This window comes from Candidatus Hydrogenedentota bacterium, from assembly GCA_035416745.1.
In the GTDB taxonomy this organism is placed as follows: domain Bacteria; phylum Hydrogenedentota; class Hydrogenedentia; order Hydrogenedentales; family SLHB01; genus UBA2224.
Window position 1 is genome coordinate 30,041 of record DAOLNV010000031.1, and the last position, 25,134, is coordinate 55,174.

At 58.7% G+C, this 25,134-nt stretch carries 14 protein-coding genes, 1 tRNA gene and 1 pseudogene; 14 read left to right on the forward strand and 2 right to left on the reverse strand.

Features of this window, described 5'->3' with window-relative positions:
* Window positions 1-93: 93 nt before the first annotated feature.
* From PLJ71_11300 to PLJ71_11320, 5 genes are all read left to right on the forward strand, one after another.
* Window positions 94-858, forward strand: a complete 765-nt coding sequence (locus tag PLJ71_11300) for a MotA/TolQ/ExbB proton channel family protein (GenBank protein HQM49262.1) — start codon at window positions 94-96, stop codon at window positions 856-858.
* Window positions 855-1,283, forward strand: coding sequence for a biopolymer transporter ExbD (locus PLJ71_11305; GenBank protein ID HQM49263.1), 429 nt, complete (start codon window positions 855-857; stop codon window positions 1,281-1,283). Before PLJ71_11300 ends, PLJ71_11305 begins: the two co-directional genes overlap by 4 nt.
* Complete coding sequence (locus PLJ71_11310; protein ID HQM49264.1) at window positions 1,280-3,625, forward strand: tetratricopeptide repeat protein; 2,346 nt, start codon at window positions 1,280-1,282, stop codon at window positions 3,623-3,625. The genes PLJ71_11305 and PLJ71_11310 overlap by 4 nt, the downstream gene beginning before the upstream one ends.
* Window positions 3,626-3,665: 40 nt before the next feature.
* Entirely contained in the window at window positions 3,666-5,420 is a 1,755-nt protein-coding gene (locus PLJ71_11315) for a VWA domain-containing protein (protein ID HQM49265.1), read from the forward strand.
* A 100-nt stretch (window positions 5,421-5,520) separates the two neighbouring features.
* Window positions 5,521-7,170, forward strand: coding sequence for a galactokinase family protein (locus PLJ71_11320; protein ID HQM49266.1), 1,650 nt, complete (start codon window positions 5,521-5,523; stop codon window positions 7,168-7,170).
* Here PLJ71_11320 and PLJ71_11325 read toward each other — a convergent pair.
* The gene (locus PLJ71_11325) at window positions 7,167-8,276 is read right to left on the reverse strand and encodes a DegT/DnrJ/EryC1/StrS family aminotransferase (protein ID HQM49267.1); all 1,110 of its coding nucleotides are present in this window, start codon (window positions 8,274-8,276) and stop codon (window positions 7,167-7,169) included. The genes PLJ71_11320 and PLJ71_11325 overlap by 4 nt on opposite strands.
* A 243-nt stretch (window positions 8,277-8,519) precedes the next feature.
* Here PLJ71_11325 and PLJ71_11330 point away from each other — a divergent pair, with 243 nt between their 5' ends.
* From PLJ71_11330 to PLJ71_11360, 7 genes are all read left to right on the forward strand, one after another.
* Entirely contained in the window at window positions 8,520-12,167 is a 3,648-nt protein-coding gene (locus PLJ71_11330) for a WD40 repeat domain-containing serine/threonine-protein kinase (GenBank protein ID HQM49268.1), read from the forward strand.
* A 429-nt stretch (window positions 12,168-12,596) separates the two neighbouring features.
* Window positions 12,597-14,345 carry a tetratricopeptide repeat protein gene (locus PLJ71_11335; protein ID HQM49269.1) on the forward strand — a complete coding sequence of 583 codons (1,749 nt, stop codon included), beginning with the start codon at window positions 12,597-12,599 and terminating at the stop codon, window positions 14,343-14,345.
* A 17-nt stretch (window positions 14,346-14,362) separates the two neighbouring features.
* Window positions 14,363-15,112, forward strand: a complete 750-nt coding sequence (locus PLJ71_11340; GenBank protein ID HQM49270.1) for a glycosyltransferase family 2 protein — start codon at window positions 14,363-14,365, stop codon at window positions 15,110-15,112.
* Window positions 15,113-15,266: 154 nt separating this feature from the next.
* Window positions 15,267-15,341, forward strand: a tRNA-Arg gene (locus tag PLJ71_11345).
* A 110-nt stretch (window positions 15,342-15,451) separates the two neighbouring features.
* A complete protein-coding gene (locus PLJ71_11350) occupies window positions 15,452-16,657 on the forward strand; it encodes a hypothetical protein (protein ID HQM49271.1) in 1,206 nt (401 codons plus the stop codon).
* Window positions 16,658-16,816: 159 nt separating this feature from the next.
* Entirely contained in the window at window positions 16,817-17,926 is a 1,110-nt protein-coding gene (locus PLJ71_11355; protein ID HQM49272.1) for a C45 family autoproteolytic acyltransferase/hydrolase, read from the forward strand.
* A gap of 234 nt (window positions 17,927-18,160) precedes the next feature.
* Window positions 18,161-20,563, forward strand: coding sequence for a protein kinase (locus tag PLJ71_11360; protein HQM49273.1), 2,403 nt, complete (start codon window positions 18,161-18,163; stop codon window positions 20,561-20,563).
* A gap of 31 nt (window positions 20,564-20,594) precedes the next feature.
* Here the strand turns inward: PLJ71_11360 and PLJ71_11365 are convergent, their stop codons facing one another.
* Complete coding sequence (locus PLJ71_11365) at window positions 20,595-23,108, reverse strand: tetratricopeptide repeat protein (GenBank protein ID HQM49274.1); 2,514 nt, start codon at window positions 23,106-23,108, stop codon at window positions 20,595-20,597.
* A gap of 532 nt (window positions 23,109-23,640) precedes the next feature.
* On the opposite strand from PLJ71_11365, the gene PLJ71_11370 reads away from it, so the two are divergent.
* Window positions 23,641-24,384, forward strand: coding sequence for a TetR/AcrR family transcriptional regulator (locus tag PLJ71_11370; protein HQM49275.1), 744 nt, complete (start codon window positions 23,641-23,643; stop codon window positions 24,382-24,384).
* Window positions 24,385-24,501: 117 nt separating this feature from the next.
* Window positions 24,502-24,813 (forward strand): annotated as a pseudogene (locus PLJ71_11375) (prepilin-type N-terminal cleavage/methylation domain-containing protein).
* The last annotated feature ends 321 nt before the right edge of the window (window positions 24,814-25,134 follow it).

Genomic DNA, 25,134 nt, shown 5'->3' on the forward strand with positions numbered 1-25,134 from the left:
TGCAACCAGAATCGCCCCCAAGGCATAATAAATCCTATGCAGCGCGAAGCTCGAGCTTCGTGTGCACAACTCTGGAAAGGAGCATCTGTCACGATGAGGTGGAGTTTGCTTGCGGCAGGAGTCTTATTGGGGGTCGTTTTGTGTGCGGCGCTGACCGCCGAGGCACAGGACCCCGAACCTCCGGCGACAGAGGAGATTGCCGTATCCCCCGTACAGGATACAGCTGAGCCACAGCAGCTCACACTTGCCGTGATGATGCGGGAAGGGGGCTGGATCCTCTACATCATTATGGGATTGAGCGTGGTCACGTGCGTCATGGTCATTTATTACTTCTTCACCATCACGCCCGCCCGGGAAGTTCCTCAGAATCTATTGAAACGCACCCTGAGCCAAATCCGCGCTGGCGACCTTCGGGGCGCCTATCAGATGTGCGACGGACGCGACGAGTTGCTCGCAAATGTCATTAAATCGGGCCTGAAAATGGCCGGTCATGACCGTTACGTGATTCAAGAGGCCATGGAAAGCGAGGGCGAACGCGGCGCCGCGGCATTGTGGCAACGCATTTCTTACATAAACAACGTTGGCGTTATCGCGCCTCTGCTGGGACTTTTCGGAACGGTATGGGGCATGATGCGCGCGTTTGGCGCTATCGCTTTTGATGACGCGCAGAGCCGCAGCCTCACCATGGCGTACAGCGTTTCGCAGGCCATGATTACTACGGCGGCCGGTTTGATGCTCGCCATTCCCGCTCTCATGGCGTATTACTATTTCCGGGGGCGCGTTGTGAAGATAATCGCGGAAGTTGAGGCTCAGGCGAGCGAAGTGGTGGAGGCGCTCTCCCGGGGAGAGGGTCTATGAAATTTGGCAATCGAGTCAGCGAAGAACTTGAGGGCGTGCAACTTGCTCCGCTTATCGACATCGTGTTCATTACTCTTCTCTATTTCATGACGACGACCGTGTATACGGCGATGGAGAGCGAGATCGATGTTAAGCTGCCGACGGCAAGCCAGGCCCAGATGGACAATCGCTCTCAGGGCGAGATCTTCATCAATCTGACCAGCGACGGCAAGATCATCGTGAATGATCGCGAGCTGACGTTGGAACAATTGCAGGGCGTTTTGGACCGTGTAGCCGAGCTGTTTCCCGGAGGCTCCATTATTATCCGCGGAGACAAGAGCGCCATGCTGGGCCGTGCAATTGCGATTCTCAATTGCTGCAAGAACGCCGATATTGACAACGTTTCGTTTGCAGCGCTGCCAGAGGAGCCCGAAGGGAGTTCGTGAGCATATCCATTGCACATGTCATGAGAACGGGGGGCACGTTCGCCCTGCTGGCATTGGTTGCCTTCTCGAGCGCTGCCCAGGATGCCGAACAGGCCCAAATCGACATCGCCAACGGCTTTTTCCGCAGAGGGTTCTTTGAAGAAGCGGCCGCCGAGTACCGCGCGTATCTCGAAAGCTATCCGGAAGGTCAGAGTGTCACTACGGCGCTGTATCGCCTTGGGGAATCCGAGTATGCCCTGAAAAAGTACGAAGATGCCCTGAAAGTATACGAACAGTATCTGGCGAAGGCCCCTCAAGGCGAAGAGTCTAATCGCGCGCTGTTGCGCAAGGGTGAACTACATTATCATCTCGACCAGCCGGACCAGGCCGAGGCCGCACTGACCGGACTCACGGGGGAAGCCGCCTCGCCGGAGGTACGGGCGGGCGCCCTGTATTATCTGGGAAAGCTATACTATCAGAAAAAGGATTTGCCGAAATCCGCTGCGGCATTCACCACGCTCGCGGAAACGTTTCCAGATAACCCCCTGGCCCCCTTTGCGCGATATCAACTCGCATTTGTCTATGTCGCTCAGAACGCGTTCGAGAAGGCCGCCTCAGAATTCGCGGAGGTCGCATCTTCGAATGCTGACAATTCGCTTCGGGCAGAAAGCCAGTTTCGCGCCGCTGAGACCTATGACCAGCTCGGATGGTATGAACCTGCGATCGCTGCATACCAAAAACTTCAGGCCGATTTCCCCGAGACCCCCTACGCCCGGAAGGCGGCGTATGGGTATGCTTGGACCCTGTACCACGGGGGCAAATGCGCCGAGGCAATTGATGCGGCCAAGGCGTTTATGACCGCTAATCCGGAATCTCCTGAAATCGTGGGGATGAAGTATCTCGAAGCCAATTGTCTCCAGTTTCTCGAGAAGTACGATGACGCCATCGCGGTATACAAAGAGATCCGCGATAAATTTCCCGATTCGGAGTTTGCTCATCGCGCCCATTACAAGATTGCCTGGTCGCTTTTCCTGAAGGGCGATGAAGAGACTGCTCGCGCGGAGATCGAGCAGTTCCTGGATGCTAACCCCCAGTCACAATTTGCCGGAGAGGCCTCATTTCTTTTGGCCGGTCTCTTGACGAAGCAGAAGAATTACGAAGATGCCTTCGACCTGTACCGGTTGATTGCCGAGAAATATAAGGACAGCGAATTTGGCCCAGAAGCCTTGTTTAAACAGGGGGAGGTTCTGGAGGCGCTCGGCCGGGACCAGGAGGCGGCCGGGATATTCGAGCAATTTGCCAAGACCTACCCCGAGCATGTCTTGACCGAGCAGGCTATGTTGCGGATCGCCGATAAGGAATTCCTGCAGGCCTCATTTGGTGAGGCCATCGATAAGTACAAGCAGATCCTTGATACGGCCACCGAGCCCTCGGTTCGGGAAGAGATGCTCTATCGAACGGCGATCACCTACCACAATATGCAGAAGTTTAAGGAGAGCGCCGACACGTTCGCCCAGATTCTCGAAGCATTCCCGGCCGGGCCGCATGTCGCTGAGGCCCACTTGCGTATTGCGGACTACCTTGTCCGTGAAGGCAACGACTCCGTCAAGGCCATCGATTCTTACTCCAAAGCCTATGAAATCGACCCCAAGGGGCCGTATGCCGGCCGGGCATTGAAAGGGTTGGCGCTCGCCCGGTACGAGACCAAAGATTACGCAACGGCCACGGACATCTTCTATCGTGTGGTAACCGAATTTCCCACCGCCGAACTGAATGAACAGACGTATCTTTGGACCGCAAATGAGCTGTTCAACGCGAAAAAATACGATGAAGCAACCACGGTGTTGCAGGCTCTTCTGCAGGCTATGCCCGATTACGCGAGCCCCAACCGTGTCCGCTTCAAGATAGCCGAGTGCCGGGAACTGGCCGGCAAGACCGAAGAAGCCCTGCAACTGTATCAGGGCATCGTTGCGCAGGCGCCGCAGAGCACCGAGGCCGTCGAATCCTATTTTCGCATGGGCAAGTTGCTTGAGGCAATGAATCAAATGGACAAGGCCTTCGAGATGTATCAACAGGCTGCAAACACAAACACAGGCGATACGGCGGCGCAGGCACGGTTCCGCATCGGTGAAATCCAAGAGGCCAAGGGCGAGTTTGATGCGGCGGCACGCAGCTATATGCGAGTGGCCATTCTGTTCCTTCACGAAGAGTTGTCGCCGGAATCGCTCTGGCGGGCCGGCCAATGTTATGAGAAGGCCAACGCACTCGAACAGGCCAAGAAAGCGTATACCGAAACGGTAGAGGAATTCCCGGAATCCGAACAGGCAGCAAAGGCGCGGGAGCGTCTTGCCGCGCTAGGATAATCAGTTTCGTACCATGCTACGCCGAAGGACACTCTTGCTCTTGAGCATCATCATATCGGTGCTCATGCATGCATCGCTCATAGCGCTGGCTCCCCGGGTGCCTGTGTTTCAAATCAATGCTCCGGCCCCGCAGATGGTTCAGCGATTCCGGGTCCGGGTGGCTGAAGATGTTCCTCCACTCGCCCGGGAAGAAGTGCCCGAGCCGACCCAGGAACTGGCGACCCGGCCTGGTTCCATTGAGGAACTGCTGACACGTGAAAGGGAGGAACTGCCCCCCTCCGAATCACGTATTGGCCAAGATGTCAGCGTTCCCAATCTTGCTCAGCGCGTGGCGGCGGAGCCCTTAAACAGGACCCACGATCTGCAGCTCGATGAAGCGATCCTCAAGAAGGTGGACGCCCGCATTATCGAAATCTCCGAAGAAACCGCACGACAAGATATTCAAATCGCCCGCCGCCACGTGCAGCCCAGTCCCATGCGCATCCTGGAGGAGAACGAATTCCCTGTTATGCGCACGCAGGGGGCGGACCTCCCAGAGGAACTGTTGACGTTAGACCCTCTCAACCCGGGCGGCGGGTTCGGAGGAGCTGGCGATCGGATTGGCCCGGGAGCTGCGGGAGCAGCCCCGAATGAGCCTGAAAAGGAGCAAGTACCTGTCCCGGAAGGGCCGCTCGAACCTCCGGAGGAAAAACTCGCGGAACTGCCGGAAGTGACCGATATCGGCCGCCGCGAAGAAATCGCCAAAGCCACTGCCGAAGCTAAAGAGAAATACGAGTTTCTCGATGAGCTCGTCGACATCCAAATCGCGACGTACCGCAGCCAGAAGGATCCTATCGGCTATTTCAGGCTGAGTATTGTCCCTAAAGCAGGCCAGTCAATGGACGTCCTTCCGAAGGACGTGACCTTTGTTGTCGACGCTTCAAGCAGTATCGCCCAGCCCAAGCTCGACAATACGGTTAAAGGCCTGCGCGAGGCGTTGAACCGGCTGCGTCCCGAGGACCGGTTCAATATTGTCGTATTCCGAGATACGGCTGCAGGTCTCGAGCGCGGATTCGTTAATGCTACCCCCGAGGAAAAGCAGGCCGCGGTGCGCTTCGTGCAGGGTTTGCGCTCGTACGGGAAGACGGATGTGTACAGTGCCATCGGCCCTGTGGTCGAGAGGGAACCGCGGAAGGGGGTGCCAGGGGTCGTCTTTATCGTAACCGACGGGCGCCCCTCCGCGGGCATGCTCGACAGCCGTGACATCATCAATGCGGTCACTGACAAGAATGCGCCTCGAAACACCGTTCTCGCTTACGGGGGCGGCAATACGGTGAACCAATATCTGCTGGACCTTCTTGCGTTTCGAAACAAGGGATATTCGTTTGTCAGCGCCACATGGGACGCTATGCTCAGCGATCTGCCGCAGTTCTTCAACACCGTCAATGATCCCGTTCTGGTGGATTGCCAGGCCGACTACGGCCGGATAGTGGAAGAGAGCGTCTTTCCCAAGGAGCTTCCGGATTTCTTCAAAGGCCAGGGCGTCACCGTGTACGGCCGGTACGACCCCGCGAAGAACAAGGATTTCGCGATGCGCCTGACCGGCTTGGCCGGTGACCGTAACAAGGAGGTCATCTTCAAGGCCGACCTCGAAGAAGCACAAACCGGCGACGCGAGTATTGCCAAGGATTGGGCGCTGCGGAAAGTCTATTACCTCATTGGCGAAATGACCCGGCTGGGACCTCAGCCCGAACTGGTGGCCGAACTTGATCGGTTGCACAAGGATTACGGGCTGAAGACCAGCTACTCAAACTAGCATTGCGCCGCCCCGACGCTGCGCAAGGGAAACCGGCAACAAGCACGGCGCGCAGGAACGCTTCCCGAAAATGGCATGCAATCGCGGAGGGACAGCGATTTTGACGGCATCAAAATGGTTGGAGCACCTGGCAAACTGTCCGAATGGCCTGTTGCCGGTCTACGGTAATGACGCCGCCGTTCTTCAAGGCTCCCTCCGGCTGTGGCGTGAGACGCTCCGCCGGTTTCTTGAACGCTTCGGTGACCGGGAGATCCGGCTGTTCCGGAGTCCGGGGCGCATAAACCTGCGGGGAATGCATGTCGACACCCACGGCGGATTCCTTAACCTCATGACCCATCAGCGCGAAATTGTGGTTGTGGCGTCCACCTCAAACGAGCCCTTCACGACAGCCATAAACATAGACCCCGTCTTCCCCGAGGCCTCGTTTTGTATCCGGGAACTCTCGGAACGATGCGGTCTTGGCGCCCCGTGGAGGCAGGTGATTGCTTCTCCGTGGGTGCGAAACCGCGTCCAGAAGACCGCAGGCTCCTGGCAGAACTACGTCGAAGGGTGCGCACTGAACGTCCAGCACACGCTGGGATCTTACAGACTTCCCGAACTGTGTCTGGCTGTAGGGGGTAATCTGCCGCAAGGGGCCGCGTTGAGTTCATCGGCCGCCCTGTGCGCCAGTATGGTACTGGCATTCTCCCGGTGGGCTGGAAAAGTACTATCGCCTGAGGAACTGATTCTGGCCGCGCGTGACGGGGAATGGTATGCGGGCTCCCGTTGCGGCGTCAGCGATCAAGCGGCCATTGTTCTCGGAACGCCGAGCCGCTGTGTCAACATCGCGCTTCGACCCGAGCGCCTTGATATTTCCTCGAAACGCCTGTACGAATTGCCTCAAGATGTGGCTGTGCTTGTGGCCGATTCTCAAACCCAGCGCAGTCTGAGCGGCAAACAGCTCATCGACTACACCCGAAACCGCTTCGTCTACAGCATGGCCCTGCACGTCTGCAGACACGAACTCGCCGTTTTGGGCATGAGAAGCGAAAGCGTCAAGACAATAGACCGGCTTCCCGCCCTGAGCCCCGGCGCATTGGAGGCCTACGGCGGTCTCGAATTGCTGTATCGCGTGCTCCTCCAGATTCCGGAGACAATCGAGCTCGCCGCCTTACGCAGCCGTTACGACATCCCGGATGTCGACGCTCTATATGCCCAGTACTTTGGAAACGTGCCCGAAAGCGAACGGCCTGGCCTGTTTCACATGCGGGGGCCACTGCTTTTCGGCATAGCGGAATCGGAACGCGCCCGTGTTTTTCCGGATGCCGTTGGGTCCGGAGATTGGCCAAGAACCGGTGATCTGATGCGGATCGGGCATGATGGCGACCGCCGTCTGCGGGCTGATGGCCGCCCCTATGTCTTTGACACGAGCGATGGTGCCATCGCACGTCTGGCCCGCGATAGGATCCCCATCGAGAACTGCCCGGGAGTCTACGGCGCAAGTACGCCCGCCCTCGACAAGCTGGTTGACGCCGCCATCGATGCGGGGGCGTATGGCGCTTGCCTGACTGGCGCCGGCCTTGCAGGGTCAGCCCTCGCATTATGCCCTAGAACCGAAGCCGAAGAGGTTGCGGAGAAGCTCCGGCGCACGATTGCCTCTCCCGAATACGCCGCGCTTGCGGGCGTAGCCGCCGCCATTCCCGCCGCTCGAGTAGGTGAAAGCGTTGTCGTGAATCATCCCGTAGCGGGCGCAGGCGAGGTGCGGCTCTAGAGACGCGCGAGGTGGCCCTTCACCGTCTCCACAACTTCGTCCTGCTGCTCGCGGGTCAATTCCGGATACACCGGCAGTGCGAGAACCTGTTCGCACGCCATGCATGAGTTGGGAAAAGCCGCCGCATCATAGCCCAAGTCCAGAAAACACGTCTGGCGGTGCAACGGGCAGGGATAATAAACCGCGCATCCTATCCCATGTTCCGCAAGGAACTTGCGTGCATCGTCACGTTTCGGAAGGCGAATAACGTACTGATTGTATACATGGCGGCAGTCGGGAGATGCGTACGGCGTGACCACTTCAGGCACTTCCGCGAACTTCTGCTCGTAATACGCGGCATTTGCCCGGCGTTCCTCGCACCATTGGTTGAGGTGGGACAGTTTAACGAGCAGAACCCCCGCCTGCAGTGCATCCAGACGGCTGTTCGTCCCCACGATTTGATGAAAATAGGTTTCGGACGCGCCATGATTGCGCAGCAATCGCACTCGCGCCTCCAGGCCCGCATCCCGGGTTACCACCATGCCGCCGTCCCCGGCGCCCCCGAGATTCTTGCTCGGGAAGAAGCTTAGAGCCCCTGCGTCCCCCATGGTACACGCCGGGCGGTCCTTGTATCGCGCCCCAATCGACTGAGCCGCATCCTCAATCACACGCAGATTGTATTTTCTGGCCAGGTCGAGAATGTGATCCATGTCGGCACACTGTCCAAAGAGATGAACAGGGAGAATGGCCCGCGTGCGTGCGGTTATCTGGTCCTCGATTCGACTCGCATCAATATTGAAGGTTCTGGGATCTATGTCCACGAACACAGGGCGGGCCCCCGCATTGAAAATGGCTCCCGCGGTAGCAAAAAACGTAAACGGTGTTGTGATAACCTCTGTGCCCGGGCCGGCGCCGGCCGCCTTCAACAGCAGCAGCAGCGCATCCGTGCCCGATGCCACGCCCACGGCGTACGGCGCACCGGTGTATTGCGCCACGGCCCGCTCGAGAGCCTCCACTTTTGGGCCTCCGATAAACTGCTGTGATTCAAAAACCTCGGCCACTAGGACATCAATTTCACCTTTTATGCGCCGGTACTGCGCCCGCAGGTCTAGAAGTGGAACTGCCATGATTACCCCCTTCAACCAGGAATACGAACGAGCGTAACAAAGAGACAAGCAACGTTCAACACGGCGGCGATGAATTCCCAGGGAAACTTACTCTTAAGGAGCATGTGTCGCAGCTATTGCAGGACGGGGTAGATAAGCCCAAGTGCCCCAGACTTCATGCTATCGTGACGCGCCGAGAGCCACACGCGGTTCGCATTTGTTTCAGCATACTCTAGGGTAGTAGAATAGAGACAGGTGGCATGTATGCAACGTGATCGCAATTTTCTGTTTGGGATCTTCGCGGTTCAACTCGGCAAGGTGACCCAGGCTCAGCTGATGGACGTCGCCGGGGCATGGGCCACCGACCCTTCCCGCAGCGTCGCCGACCGTCTTGTTCAGGGCGGCGCGCTTTCTGAACAGCTCCGTGAGCTCATAGACCGGCTCGTTGACGAAGCTATCCGCGCGCACGAAGGGGATACAGCCGCCACGCTGCAGACTTTCGGCGGAACAGAGCAAGTGAATGAGTCGTTTGGAGGCGCGCTTCTCCTGACCGATACCGATGGCGTCACGAAACCCGCCCCACCGTTGTTTCCAGAGCCTTCTCCGCAGACAGCCTCGCTTGCGGCAGTCTTTGAGGCGCCTGGCCGTTACACACATGTCAGCGAATACGGACGAGGCGGCATGGGGCGCGTCTTGCTCGTTCATGACGAGTCCCTGGGCCGGGATATCGCTCTCAAGGAACTCCTGCCGGCCGGAATCGGCGACGCAGACGCGACGGCGGCAAGCCCTATGCGCTTATCCATGCAGTACCTGGCCCGTTTCATCCAGGAAGCCCGGCTCACGGGTCAGCTCCAGCACCCGTCTATCGTGCCTGTTTACGAGTTGGGACGCAGGGCGGACGGAACGTTGTACTACACAATGAAGCTGGTTCGGGGAAGTCCTCTTTCCAGGGTTATTCGGGAAGCACAATCTCTGGGGCAGCGTCTCGGCATGATAAGCCAGTTTGCCGACCTCTGTCAGGCGATCGCTTATGCGCACAGCCGGGGCGTTATACACCGGGACATCAAGCCGGCAAACGTCCTGGTCGGCGAGTTCGGCGAGACCGTTGTGATCGATTGGGGCGTGGCCAAAGTGAAAGACCGCGAAGATGTTCATGCAGACGGTCTGGCCGAAACCATTCGCATGCTGAACCTGGGAGAGGATGTCGATCTCGCCAAGACGGGCTACGGCCACATAGTCGGTACGCCCGTCTACATGCCTCCCGAGCAGGCAGCGGGCGATCTCGAACAGGTCAATGAGCGCTCCGACGTCTACGGCTTGGGGGCCGTGCTCTATTCCATTCTTACGGGGCGGGCGCCATACGAGGGGGGCTCCACCGCTGACATCCTTCGGAAGGTGCGCCAGGAAGAGCCCGTGCCGGTCCCGGACCTTGCCCCCGAGACACCGGCGGAATTGGCCGCAATCTGCAAGCGCGCCATGGCCCGGGACCCAGCCAAACGGTACCAGTCCGCAAAAGAACTTGCTGATGAAGTCGAGCGGTTTCTTTCCGGAGCCCTGGTTCAGGCATATACATACTCCTTCGCGGACCACTTGCGGCGTTTCATCGGGCGCCATAAAGCCGCGGTTGCCACAGCCGGAATTGCCTGCATCATCTTGCTGACAATCGCCGGAGTCTATCACTTCCGGCTTACGGTGGCCCATCGCCGCGAGCGTGAACAGAGAATGGCCGCCGAAGCCGCCAACGAACGCCTTCTTTGGGAGAATTATGCCGTCAGTCTCACGGCCGCACAGAAGCACATGACGGACCGGCAGTACGAGACCGCGTCGCAGCTTCTCGACAAATGCCCCGCCCAACACCGAAACTGGGAGTGGGGGTTGCTCAAGCGCGCCTGCCAGCCCGAATTGTGGCATCTTGGCGACGAAGATGTCCCGGAAGACACCTACGGAATGAATGGGCGCGTGGTTTTCAGCCCCGACGGACGCTACGTGCTGAATAAGCGGTTCTTCAGTGGACTCTATCACATCTATGACCTTCTCGAGGCGAAAAACGTTTACGTGGCGCGTGAATCCGAACTCCCAAGCGCGCGCCTTGGATGGATCGAAACCTGCCGCTTCCTTCCTGACGGAACTGCTTTCACAACGACGCTCGACTCCCATCGGGTGAAACTTCGCCGTATCGCCGACGATGCGTCCCTGGCGGTATTTGACGCCGGAAGCAGCGAGATTCGGTACCTGTCCTTCACCCCCGACGGCTCGCGTGCCGCAGGGCTTGTTGTCGACCAGAGCCCTTGGCATGGGATTGTTCTTTGGGACACCGCCTCGGGAAAGGAACTCAGGCGTTTTGACTTGGCCCCCATCCAGGACCCCTCGTATTACGCCCGGGAAGATGGCGGCCGTTGGGACCGGTTCCTCTCCAGACAAGCCGGCCAGCTTCTGGGCTTCTTCAGAGACGGACGCCGCGTCGTCATTCTCGACAACCAGCTCGGCGTGCTCGATGTGGAATCTGGGGAAAGAACCAATGTTGGCGCATGCACTGCGGTCGCCGCATTTGCACCCGAGAGCGGCATCGCCGTCATGCGGAACCCTTCCGGGAATCTCGAAGTCTGGCAGATGGAGTCCATTACCCGCCTGAACACCATTCAGGAGGATTTTGGACAAATTGGGGACCTGGCATTGAGCCCCGACGGTACGTTATTGGCGGCGGCGGGCCCCTCGCTGCAACTTTGGGACGTCGCCGCGGGCCGCAAACGCTACGAGACGCCCCATTCCGTCCGGTCCCTGATGTTCAGTCCGAATAGCAAGGCGTTCCTCGCTATCTCGGACGGCCGATACGGCTGTTTTGACATCTGGGATGCAACACGCATCCGCGACATGGAGACCATCCCCTTTACTCTGGAAACCGGCGAATCCTCGTCGATTGAAATGAAAGAAGTCCTCGGCGCCCAGCCCGTGTATGCCTACAATGCACGCGGCACGCGCATGGCTTCAGTAGCCGGCGGAGAAAACCTGGTTCTTTGGCAGGTGCCGTCATTCAGGCGCGAAGCGTCTTGGCGAATCGGCGGACGAAAGATCCTTTGCGTCGCGTTCAGTCCTGACGACGAGCGCGTGGCCACCGCGACACCTGATGAAGTTGCCGTCTGGGATATTGATACGAAAGAGAAGTTGTTAGCCATTCCCTCGGAACACGAATACTACATGAAATGCTGCGCATTCTCAGCGTCAGGAGCGCGTTTGGCTATCGGGAGAGCGTCCACGAAAGGAGTCAGCGACGCTGGCGTCAATTGCGCATGGGTCGTGGATGCGGCCTCCGGCGAACGCATCTACACGGTCTCAGGACATCCCGGCGCCTGTAACATGGTCCAATTCAGCCCGGATGATCGGTGGCTTCTCACCGGGACCTACGGGTCGCCTTCTGTTCCCGGCGATATCTCATTGCGCATCTGGGACGCTGCTACGGGGACCGAGCTTGTGGGGACCATCGACCGGCTGAACTGGCCGTGGCATGCTTCCTTCTCGCCCGATAATACCAAGATGCTCGTGGTGGGACTGAGTATCGAGCCGGTCCTCTGGGATTTCGAAGCCCAGCGCGAAGTGTATCGCGTCAAGAGTGGGAGCGCCCGGCAAGTCATCTTCCACCCTGACGGCGAACGGTTTGCCGTCGTCCGGACGCCCGGAGTGGCAATTCATGCCGTCAAGGATGGCCGTGAACTGTGCTCATACCCGTTCGGCAAGCTCCCGGGAACCTTCACCCTGGACGGGCAGTCATTCATCTGCAGATATGATGCCGAGAATATGCTCATCCTCCATGCTTCCGATTGGACGGTGGCAGACAGAGAAACGGAGTTCCGCAAGGGCCTCGCGGAAGTTCAGGAACTCCTCCAGTTGCGGCCGGCATCGCGAAGCACTCCCTGAGCCCTCCGCAGCCCCGCCTCCGGGCCCGGGAAGCGCGAGCAATGCTCACGTTCGCGCCACTCAAGAGACGCCCAGGACATGAAGCATCCTGGCAGGTCTGGCGCCAGGTGTTTCGCGCCGTTTGGGAGATTCCAATTCGTGTCCTCGCATGTAGCCCTCTCATCAAGAATGGCTGAAAATGTACCCCCTGATCTAGTATGCTTCCGCGCGGACAATGCGATATCCAAAGACCAGGATGACAGCAAGCAAAGAGACGTGCATGAAGGCGATCAATGCGAGCTGCAACGCCGGGTTTCGGCTCTGATAGGCAGGCCAATGTGACCTGGTTCTCCGGAAACCGCAAACCCAGAGGCAATCGGAAGCCTACGAAGAGGGGTAATAGCCGTGGCGCGTCGACAACGGACTGGCCGTGCACGTGAGGAATCCGGGGTGTCTCCCACGGCGCAGGGACCGTTTGCGGGGGCAATCCTGATTGGGACGGGCTTGTTCCTGCTGACGCTGGCCGTGTATTGGCCAGCGCTGAGGCATGATTTTATTGAGCAATTTGATGACAACCTGTACGTGACCCGGAACGCGTACGTCCAGCAGGGCATCACACCCGACGGCCTGCGGTGGGCGCTCACGGCTTCAGTGGCGTGGAACTGGCATCCCCTGACCGTACTCTCCCACATGCTCGACGTCGAGCTGTACGGCCTGAATCCCTGGGGCCACCATTTCACCAATATCCTCCTCCATGCTGCCGCGGCGGTGCTGTTGTTTGTGCTGCTGTTCCGGCTTACGGAATCCATGTGGGCCAGCGCGTTCGTCGCAGCCCTTTTCGCGCTGCATCCGATGCACGTCGAGTCGGTGGCCTGGATCGCCGAGCGCAAAGACGTACTGAGCGCCTGTTTGTGGTTCCTGACGACGCTGGCCTATGTTCACTACACCCGCGCTCCCAGTCTGCCGCGGAAAGGGGCGGTGATCGCGCTCTGCGCGCTTGGCCTGACGGCAAAACCCATGCTTGTTACAGTGCCGTTCACCCTGCTTCTGCTGGATTACTGGCCCTTGGGGCGGTTTCACCAGACTCAGCCCGGCGAATCGCCGTCCGACAAGTTCCTCGCACTGATCACGGAGAAGCTGCCCCTTTTCGCCTTGTCGCTGGCAGCGGCCGTTGTGACGCTCCTGGTGCAGCACGCCCAGGGCGCGACGGAAAGAGCAAACCTCTTGCCGGTGGAAGCCCGAATCGCGAACGCCCTGGTTTCGTATGTGGCCTATATTGTCAAGCTCGTGTGGCTCACCGACTACGCCCTCATTTATCCGCACCCGGAGACATCGCTGCCGCTGTGGCAGTTCCTCGGCTCAACGCTGATCATTGCCACGGTCACGGCGATTGTCTTGTGGCAAGCCTCGCGGCGGCCGCATTTCATCGTGGGTTGGCTCTGGTACCTTGGCACCCTCGTCCCGGTGATTGGCATTATCCAAGTGGGCATGCAGGCCATGGCGGACCGGTATAGCTACATCCCATCGATCGGGCTTTTCATCATGCTTGTGTGGGGGGTGGCTCCTCTGGCCAAGACACACCTCGGCAAACCGGCGCTCACGGCCTGCGGCATTGTCCTGTTGGCTGCCCTTGCCATTGGCACGCGGTTTCAACTCGAACACTGGCGGGACAGCGAAACAATCTTACGGCACACCATCAGAGTCACGAAGGACAACTTCTTTGCCAACTACCTGCTCGGTACATGCTTGTCTGAACAGGGCCGGTTCGGCGAGGCCGAGAACTGCTTCGCTGAGGCTCATCGAGTGTTTCCAGACTCCCCGCTGATCCTTCAAGACCTCGGGAAAGCCCGGCTGGCCCAAGGCAAGTTTGCCGCGGCGTACGAGTGCTATGAGGAAATCGACGGTTTGGTCCCCGGCCGCCCCGATGTGCGGTACACGATGGGCACCATCCTTGAGAAGATGGGCAAAACCGAAGAGGCGGCAAAGATATTCGAGGAAGTCATCGACGAGTACCGGGCGGCCCTGAAGGCAAGGCCGGACGATGCCTGGTCGATGTTCAACTTGGCGACTGCCCTCGAGCACGTGGGAAGGCGCGATGAAGCTCTGCCGTTGTACAGGGAGGCGCTCCAACTCCAACCGGACCTCCTTCCGGCACGCGAAGCGGAGGCGCTTCTGAACACCAAGACGGGCCAGCAATAAAACCTCCGGAGGTCCAGATGTATCGTGACAAAAAGGTGGTGGTGGTCATGCCCGCATACAACGCAGCCCGCACCTTGCGCGAAACGTACAATGAGGTGGTCGAACAGGGGGTGGTGGACCTGGTGATCGTGGTCGATGACGCCAGCCAGGACGAAACTACCGCCATCGCCAGGACGTTGGCGAACGCAAAGGTCTTCACCCACGATGCCAACCGCGGTTACGGGGCGAATCAGAAGACCTGCTACAAGCTTGCACTGCAAGAAGGCGCTGACGTGATCATCATGGTTCATCCGGACTACCAGTACACGCCCAAGCTGATTCCCGCAATGGTCGCACTGATTGCCAACGGACTCTATCGGTGCGTGCTCGGTTCCAGGATACTTGGGGGCTACGCGGTCAGGGGAGGCATGCCGCTCTGGAAGTATGTATCCAACCGGATTCTTACCCTTATTGAGAACATTCTTCTTGGCGCAAAACTCTCCGAATACCATACCGGCTACAGGGCGTTTTCGAGAGATATCCTCGAACGGCTCCCTATCGAAAACAATTCCGATGATTTTGTTTTTGACAACCAGGTGCTGGCGCAAATACTGAGTTTGGGGGTCCAGATCGCCGAAATCACCTGTCCGACGAAGTATTTCCCGGACGCATCATCAATTGACTTCCGCCGAAGCCTCAAATATGGGTGTGGATGCCTCCTGACGGCCCTGACCTTTCGCCTGGCCAAGATGAACCTTATCACCTCAAAACTCGTGCCCAGACTATGATGAGCGCTTCTGCGCGGCGCCGCGACGCCGCGTCAAATGGCTCGCTTCCACAGTACGCGACAAGTACGGAAAGTGCGGCACGCCCTTTTGATTCCCTGCGCGGATTTGTCGTACGATCGCTTCCCGGAACTTTCCCTAAGACCGGTTAACACAGGCCCCGATAGTTCAGTGGATAGAACGAAGCCCTCCTAAGGCTTAAACGCAGGTTCGATTCCTGCTCGGGGCGCCATTGCGTTACGGATATCCCAGCGGGATAATGGCATTGTTACCGCATGGTCACGCGTGAGAGGTCGACGTGGGGTTCTTTTCTGCCGGACGTGTGCCGGAGGGTGCGGAGCCATGGAACCAAATCCGAAATGCCTGCGGGAATGCGAGAGGATCCTTCCGTCCAAAGTCATTGAGCGAATAGACGCCGCCGTGAAGGCTGTGGTCGACGCGAAACAGCGGGGCGGCAAAGTGATTGTGGTGACGGGAAGCGGTCCGAATGTCCATGAGGGGGTCACCACGCTTGTTGCCGAGTTGATGCGCGTGGGAATCGTTGACGGCGTCTCAACGAGTTCCGCGGTCATAGCTCATGAACTCGGCGGTGTGCTGGACCGCGTGAAGCGGGTTGACGGGGCAAGTCTGGGCATCGAACCGAGCCTGCTTCCTCGTGGAGGCCATTTCGAGCAAACCGTCTTGTCTCGGGAGGCTCTGGACGCGATCCGGAATCTGGTTCCGTTCGACGACAACTTGTGGGAGCGGCTTGACGCTGCCCCCGGCACAACCATCATAAAGGCTGCCGGCAATCTTGGGTATCCCATGGGCCTTTACATCGAGCGAATCGCGCGCGATGTTCAGGCCTTAGCGCAGTCGCATCGGAGGTCTTTCGAGGAAACCGCCGGTTTGGGCGCGGATCCTCGTACCATGCTCGGCGCCGGCGCGGCGCGGGGTCTTCCCGTTGTTGTCACCATCCCGCAATTGGTCGGAGGGGGCGCAGTGGGACTGGCCATAGGGGATACCATCACCATTACCGAGCGGGCAAAGCGTCTTGCGGCGATGCTCGAATCCGCCGATGTCATCATCGAGTCCGCCGTCGCGCTGACCCAGGAGGTTCACGACGGCCCGTTCGAGACGTATACGGGCCATGGTCTCTGGGCAAGTTGGGGGGGCCACAGTACGTACTCTCTCGAAGGCAAAACGCTTGTCCGGATTGACCTGGACCCGGCCCTCGAAACGGTGTGGCAGTCGGAACGCGGGAATTCGGCGGTGCAGGAGGCTATTGACAAGGGTTTGCCGAAGACGAAGCTGTTCAAGACGCCGTTTCGGATGGAAATGTCGGGTTTCGCGCGCTTGGAGGGGAGTTTGCCCATTACGGCCGACATCGGCGCCGTCTGGCCTGTCATGGCTTCGCGAATCGCGCAACAACTCGGAATCGAACTCGAGTTTATGTCCTACCCACAGCATACGGAAGCAGGAAAGGAGATGCGTGACTGGATAGTCGAGCATGTTGCGGCATTCAACCGGGGGAAAATGATGGCCGCGGTTTGTGCCTCGGTATCGTGAGAACAAAGCGCCCCAGCGTTTATTCATGGTGTTCTCGCGCCGGGCCGGATGCGCTGCCGTTGGTACGATAAGGAGCCGATTCGACTGGGAGAAGACGAGGGCCGCGCCTTCCCGAGCATCCACGTCTCGAAGCCGCGGCGCCAATGAAAGGAGCTCGCAATGCGGAACCGACTTTCCTTTTTCATCTTGGCCGTTCTCATGACATTCCCGGGGGTTGTCGCCGAGGGGGAGGGCTACAAGGCTTCCATTACCCAGGGGGATGTGGAGATCCCCGTCATAGTGGTCTCAGGCAGTCCGTTCGAAATGGGGAAGAGTCTCGGGGAACTGACCGCGGACGCTTCCAAAGCCCTCTTGCAACAATTCGTCGCCGTGTGTCAGACGGGCGAGCCAGAAAAGTACTCGGACGCCCAGTTGGACGCCGCCTGGGAGGCGGTCGCACCCCACACCGACCCGCGCTTCAAAGAGGAAATGAAGGGGCTGGCGGAGGGAGCTGGAATCCCCCTTGAGCTGATCCAGCGCGCCCACATGCTTCCGGTAGTCTCCGAATACTCGTGCAGCAGCATCGCCGCCTGGGGCCCAGCCACCAAAGATGGACACCTGTATCAAACGCGCAATCTGGATTGGGATATGCAGGTCGGCGCTCACAAGTTCCCGTGCATCGTCATTTACCGGCCCTCCGCCGGGATCGCCCATGTCAATGTCAGCTTTGCCGGGTATATCGGTTCGAATACGGGCCTGAGCACGGCAGGCATTGCCCTTGCTGAGATGGGAGACTCGCCTTCCAGCGAGTATCCCTATGACGTGAACGGAGAACATTTCACGACGCTGTTCCGCAGAGTCATGTATGACGCCAAGAACCTCGATGAGGCCGTGGCCATGTTCAAGTCCGCGAAGCGTATCAAGCGCTACCATTATGTTGTTGGCGATGGTAAGAACATGTGTGCGGTCAAAATGCTTGCCCACGCGCCCAATCTGAGGATCTGGAAAGACAACGATCCGACAGACGAACTTGCCCCGAACATCATGGAACATGTGGTCTACCAGGACGAAGGCCGCGGCGCTTTTCCCATGATCAAGGAAAGGTACGACGAGATTACGGCGGAAGATATGATCAAAATGGCATGCAGCATCCCCATCAAGGGAGGGAATGTGCTTGATGTCGTGTATGACGCAACCTCCCTCGAGTTGTGGGTCTCGTATGCCAAAGACGAGACCGAGGCCTACCTGCGGCCGTTCGTCCATCTCGATATCAAGCAATACCTGAAATAGGAGGTCTCGGACATCGGCCTCTGAATCGAGCGTGTCCCTGCGTTGGAATGCGCCGCTTGACTCGTGGAAGGCGTTGAATTACTGTGCTAAGGGATTAGGGCAGTTTTCCCCGGCCGCCAGCTCAGCAAGGAGGGGATAGACAAAAGGGACGTTGGGAATAGGCAAGGAGCACTCGCCGCCTGGTGCCGGGGACACCCGGTTGCTGCCCTCAGCCGGAGCATTCGACATATTCTCATGAATAACGACCAAACAGAACCGTTTGCCGAAGATATCCCAGCAACCGAAGACACCCACCGCATCGAATGTGGATGTGGGCACATTCTGGAGGTCCACGATGATGACTTGGGACGAACGCTCCGGTGTCCCGCCTGCGACGGTCTCGTCTATCTCGCGCATGAACTCGTGTCACCGGTTTCCCCTCCCAAGGTTACACGCCACTACAGCGACGACGAGGTGCCTGCCGACCTGAAACCCGGTGACCGTTTCATGGCGACCTATGAGGTGCGGGAACTCATTGGCCGGGGCGGCATGGCCTATGTGCACCGCGTTCATCACAAAGGGTGGGGGATTGATCTCGCTCTAAAAACACCCAAGCCAGACTTGGTGCTCAGAAACGATTGGCAACGCGATTTCGAGCGCGAATGCGAGACATGGGTGGGGCTTACACCCCATCCAAACGTGGTTCGGTGTCACTATGTCCGCCGTCTGGGAGGGATCCCGCGGCTGTTTCTCGAGTTTGTGCCGGGCGGGTCCCTGGTCCATTGGGCCCGTAAGAACCTGCTGTATCGCGGGGATTCGGGCGAAGTGTTGAAGCGAGTTCTGGATGTCGCCATGCAGGTCGCATGGGGCTTGAACCATGCCCATGAACAGGGATTGATTCATCAGGATGTGAAGCCTGGAAATATCCTGATGACCCTGAACGGCCAGGCAAAAGTGACGGACTTCGGTCTCATGCGTGCCTTTGGCGGAAGCAACGCCGGCCCTAGTTTCTATCCCACCTCAGGCACCCCCCCGTATAGTGCGCCGGAACAGGGTCCGCATACCCCGCCGAGCCATCTTGCCGATATTTGGGGATGGGGTGCGAGCCTGTTCGAGATGTTCGTGGGCACCCCGAGATGGTCGAACTCCCAAGAGCTCCTGCAGCTCTTTGAAGAATACCTCGCCAATCGTCTCGAACGGCCGCGGATCGCGCATATTCCAGAACCTCTTGCCGACCTTCTCAAGAATTGTTTTCGCGAGAGACCGCAAGACCGTCCCGGAAGCATGCAAAGCGTGATCGAGGCCCTTCGGGAAGTCTACCAGTGGACCGTCGGCGTTCCCTACGAGCGCGAGCATCCTCATCCCGTGTTGGCATCCGCGGGAGTGCTGAATAACCGCGCGATTTCACTTTTCGAGCTTGGGAAGCAACAAGAAGCAGAGACCCTTTGGCAACAGGCCCTCGCGTTGACCCCTGACCATCTGGAATCGCGGTTTAACAACCTCTTGTATGAATGGCGTACGGGTCGCTGCACGGATATTGCCGTCATACGTTCACTGATGGAGCTGCTCGAAGAGAAAAAGAGAAGTCCCAAGGTCCGTTATCTTCTTGCCCGGATCATGCTGGAATGGGGGGATTGCCGCGTAGCCGCGGATATTCTGCACCGCATCGAGGTTTCTCCGCAGAACATGCGCGAGATCGACGTGGCCCTTGGAGCGACCAAAGAGGCCCTCGAAGATACCCGGGGCCTGGTCGCGGAATTCGGGCAAGATGCGCGCACCGTGAAGGCCATCTGCCTTCTGGAAGACGGCCGCTTGGGTCTTGTAGGAAAACAAGACGGGTCGGTGGAATGTTGGAACCCCTTTGCCGGGGAATGTCTAAAAACCTTTGAAGCTCACCCGGGCGGGGTCTTTGCCCTCGCTTGCTCGTATGACAACCGCACACTGGTTTCCGGCGGCGCGGACGGCATGGTCAAGCTCTGGGAATTGCCTGACTGCGCGTTGATAGCATCTTTCTCAGGCCACGGAGGGCCGGTACGCGGAGTCGCTGTCGACAGGGAAGTCACCATGGTGGTCTCGGGGAGCCAAGACCACACGGTGCGCGTCTGGCGAGTGGAAACGGGTGAGTGCATGAACGTTCTCGAGGGGCATACCGCGGGAGTGAATGCCGTCGCGCTGGATGCCGCGGGAGTCTATGCACTGTCGGGAGGCCGCGACGCGACCGCCAAAGTCTGGAATCTCCGCGAAGCGAACTGCCTGCGTACCCTGAAGGGCCACACGCACCGGATTCACGCCGTATGCCTCAGCGAAGATGCCCGCCTCGCCGTGACCGCAAGCCGGGACCGCCACGTCGTGTTGTGGAACACCGACTCCGGCGAACCGTTGCGCACCCTTCACGGGCACGTCACGGAAGCCTATTCCGCGGCCTTTACCCGCGACAAGGCCCACGTGTTTACAGGAAGCCGCCAAGGCACGTTGAGACTCTGGAATGCCGATACGGGCCAGTGCCTTCACACATTCAACGGCGGCGCGCCTGCCCATTTGGAACGCACGGGGACGTATGCTCTTTCCTCAAGCAGGAACGGTCCCCTTAAATTCTGGCGGGTCTCCTGTGCGCGCCGTTTCTTGCCCGCTACGTTCGCGCCCAGCCTCGAGGAGTAAGCAATTCGGGGCCGTCCCGCATCAGAGAGCTCTAGATTTCTTCGCCGCTCCCGAGGGCTTCGAGCGTACTGCGCGCTTCGATGGTTTGCGCGTGGTATTTCCCCAGGCATTCCTCGTAGATGGACAATGACTTCATGACGTTTCCCACAGCGCGCGCTGTGTCTCCCATGTCGCGATACACCAGCCCCATGCCGAGAAGGTCGCGCGCAACGTCCGGGTGGCGGCTCCCATGCTCGCGCATATCCGCCGTCATGGCTGCCTTGAACCCCTCCAGAGCCTTCTCGTGGTCGCCCAGAGCGCGATTGACGGCGCCCGTGCGATACTGGAGCGTACCTATGCGGACCTTCTTTGTGGCCAGCTTCTGTTCGAGTTCAAGAGCGCGGACAAAGCATGCTTGTGCCCCTGTAAGGTTGCCCGACAGCTCCAAAGCGTCTCCACAGTCCATCAGGCTCGAAACCAGTTCCGGATTCTCGGCTCCTCCTGCTTCCTCCTGCATCCGGCAGATTTGCTCATAGCATTTCGCCGCTCCGAAGGGATCTCCCTGGGCGCTCAGGACCCGAGCAAGTTGAGCAAGGATCCGTACCTGCATCTGGTTGTTCGCCGAGGCCGCACGGCAAATCATGAGCGCTTCTTCAAGAGATTTTCGCGCCTCCGGGTACCGTCTCTCGATACGATAGGCGTTGCCCAATTCATAGAGGCTTTCGGCCAGAGGTTCGCCGGCGGGATGGTTCAGTTTTCGTTGCAGCGCGACACAGGTCTGGAGGTGTTCGAGCGCGGCGCCTGCTTCTCCAGCGCGGAGAAGCGAGCGCCCGAGGTTCCGTGAATACAGTGCAATGGCTTTCTCATTCGGCGGGCTGCTCAACAACGCGCAACGAAGGGCTTCCTCGAAACATCGCCGGGCGCCCTTCCCATCCCCGCGTTTGCCGAGGATACGGCCAAGACTGTAGAGACATTCGTGCACGTACGGATGGGTTTGACCCAGGGCGTCCGCATAGACGCGCAGGGCGCGCCGGTAGGTTCGTTCCATCTCGCGCTCGTCTTTGCTGTCCTCGGCAACAGTCACCAGGTTGCGCATGGCCATGGCCAACATGTGATCGGCTGGGCCGTAAGCGTCTTTGATGATGCGGATCGCCCGGCGGAACGCCTCGCGGGCCTCGTCAAGCCGGCCGGTTTCACGGTACACGACCCCGAGATTGTTGATGCGCACAGCTACCTTGGGGTGGTCAGCGCCTTCTACCATCTCGCCGCACGCAATAGCATGCAGGTAGTACTTGATGGCCTCTTCGCCTTGGCCGCACGCGCGAAGGTACAGACCAACCTGGTTCAAAAGCCGCCCCGCGTTGTCCAGAGAACAGCCTAGGTGCTCCGCCCATGTCGCCACCGCCGACGCATGCCCCAGCAGGCGGGTGCACAGAACGTCGAATTGTTTGTGTTCTTCCTTGAAAGGAAAGACGCTTGCCATAAAGCTCAGCGCAGCATCGCACCAAGGCTGCTTCTTGTCTGCGGGCAGCACAGACACAAACCGTTCCTGCAACAATGCCGGAACCGCAAAAGCGGAGCGTCCCGCCTGAGCAAGACCCGCAGAGGACATGACGTCTACGAGTGCCTGGAAAATCTTCTTGTCGGTGAGCCCGAGGTTCAACGGCTGCGGCAAATGCATGACGCCGTCGAGCAGCATGCTCGCATAAATGGGCTGGGGGCCCATAAAACCCGACAGAGCGAACAGACTGGCTGCCAGATTCTCGGTTTCCCAGAAAGCGGCAAGGATACCCTTCAGCAAATGGTCAAGACAGAACCCTATGTTGGCCCCCCCCACGGAAGCAGGTTCTTCGCTCAACTGCACCAATGCCCTCCGCAGCGCTTCCTTCCGCAATGGGGCAATCCGGCTGCAACCCGCGTACAGGTGGAGCAGAAGCGGGACGCCCCCCAGATGAAACGCGCATTCCTCGTCAACAGCGTTCGAAATCTTGCCCAGGCGGGCAGCAAGAAACGCGTGGGACTCGTCGGTACGCAGATCCGGGATCGGCACAGCGTTCTCAGGAGCCGGCCAGTTGTCCTGGTAGGAAGTCATGAGCACGCAGGCGTCGGCGTCCTCCGGGATAAGGGCATCGACGGCTTGCGGATGGATGACGCTATCGAAGACCAGGAGACAGCGCGAGTCATGTGCCAGACGGTTCCTCACCGCAGCAGTCATGACATCCTGGACGCCTGATTCCGCTTCCGGAAGGTCAAGGGGAAAAGCAATCGAGGCGAACAACCCCGGTACGGCAGCTGCGCACCCCCCGGGAATCCACCACACACTATCAAAATCTCCCCGGCACAGATGGGCTACTTCGACAGCGAACTCCGTCTGACATTGGGTTCGGGGGCGCGACGGCGTCCCCGTAATCGCGAGCCTCCGGCTCTCGAGGAGCCTGTCGCGGATGGACTCCAGCAGCCCGCGCTGAGTAGCGAAGGCGGCATTCGAAGCAAAAGGCATGTTCGTCAACAGACCGGCTGCGTTGGGGGGAGTCCCATTTGGGCTCTCGTGATCTGACTCGTTCATCACCCGGATTCGCCCTCCCCCAAAACTGCACACAGGGCCCCACCGAAACGCAGCCAGGAAATGCTCGCTCGCATACGGATGCTACTCTTCTTGCCTGTCCCACACGCATAAATTGTGTATAAACAGCGGGCAATATGCAATCACGAATTTGCAGGAAAGCGCCCGCCGGCCAGCATTCGAATCTCACAGCGTCTGTTTCTAGAGCTAGCTGCAGGCTATATATCGACAGATAGTCATGGAGCTACCAAAAAGGGCAACGCAGGATACGCCGAGCCCCCATTCGTCCGCGCCCCATGTTTGATGCGCTGTGACTTGGGCAGCCTTTACCGAATCGCTCGGGGCACGATTTCAAAGAGATGTTCCCTGTTTTGGGCTTCTATAATCCCGACAAAGAGTTATGAAAATGTGTATACGCGTTACCCATGAGAGCTGACGACGGGCACTAAGAGGTTGAGCTACAGTCACTTAGGAGGACAATAGGAATTTCGCTGAGGGTATTGCCAAAACTGACGAATAGTCGTAAAATGTGTCCATGGCCACTATGTCACCCAAACAGCGCGAGATGCAGGAGCGGGGAGTAGCACTTCTCGATGCTGCTCGGACCATACTTCTGCGTCGCGGATATCACGGATTGACGATGGCGCGCATCGCCCAGGCCGTTGACTGCGCGAAGGCCACGGTGTATCAGCATTTCCCCTGTAAAGAGGAAATCATCATCGCTCTGGCGTACCGGAGTATCTGGCTGCAGGGCGCTCTTGTCGAGCGGGCGGCCCGGTTCCAGGGACGTACCCGGGAAAGAATGCTCGCCATAGGCGAAGCGACGCAGTTATTTGCCCGTCTCCATCCGGATGATACCCGCATCTTCCAATTGATGAACGCTGAGGCGATCACCCAGAAGGCCTCCCAGGACTCGTTGTGGCGGATGAGGAGAGCGGCGCACCACACCGTAAGCATCATGAATGGCATAGTGAGAGATGCCATCGCTCAAGGCGACGTTGTTTTTGACGGCGGCCGGAGTATCGAGGAGTTCACATACCAGGTCTGGCTCCTCGGGGAGAGCAGCAAAGCCGCCATGTGGAGCTGGATGCCGTGCCAGGAACTCGGCATCGACAACCCCTTCAATGCGATGATGCGCAACGGCCAGATTATCGGCGATGCTTACGGATGGCGGCCCCTTTCCAGCGAATGGGACTATCATGAAACCTTGTTGCGCATCCGCCGGGAGGTCTTTCCCGCGGAATCGCGAAAGATCTACGGGGCGGATGCAAACGCATAACGTAGGGGAAAGGAGATTGTCTCGGACAAAGTTGTTCCGGTTTTCTAAGGCATTTTCATTATTGGAGCAGGAGTGGATCGGAGCTCAGCAAATATCACGATTAAGGAGTTACAAATCATGAAGAGGCAAGGATTCACATTGATCGAGCTGTTGGTGGTTATTGCCATCATCGGCATCCTGGCGGCGATTCTGCTGCCCGCGCTGGCCCGCGCGCGTGAAGCTGCCCGCCGTGCGAGCTGCGCAAACAACCTGAAGCAATTCGGGTTGGTGTTTAAAATGTACGCCAATGAATCCTAAGGAGAGAAATGGCCTACGGGCATGCATCAATGCGTAAATACTACGACGGGCATCATCACCATGCCGAACACCACGCAGCTGATGCCCGAATACCTGGCGGACCCCAATATCTTTGTTTGCCCCTCGAGTGCGATCATGACCCAAGATGATATGTATCGCATCGACAACAACGGCAATGAGGTTTCCGTGCTCATCGTGGACCCGGAGGGCAACGGCGTAGCCGCAGGCGAACAGCACTGGTGGGCCGGCGCAGGCTCGTACAATTACTGGGGCTGGGCATTCAATGATTCCGACATGAATTCGACCCACACCATTCAGCTTGGCACAATAGCTGCCGCATTGGGCATCGTAGGCTTCGATCCGGCTTTGATGGGACCGTTGCAGATTCTGGAAGTGTTCATGTGGGAAAAATCCGCGCCGACAATATTGCCCAATCTCACAAACCTAACCCAG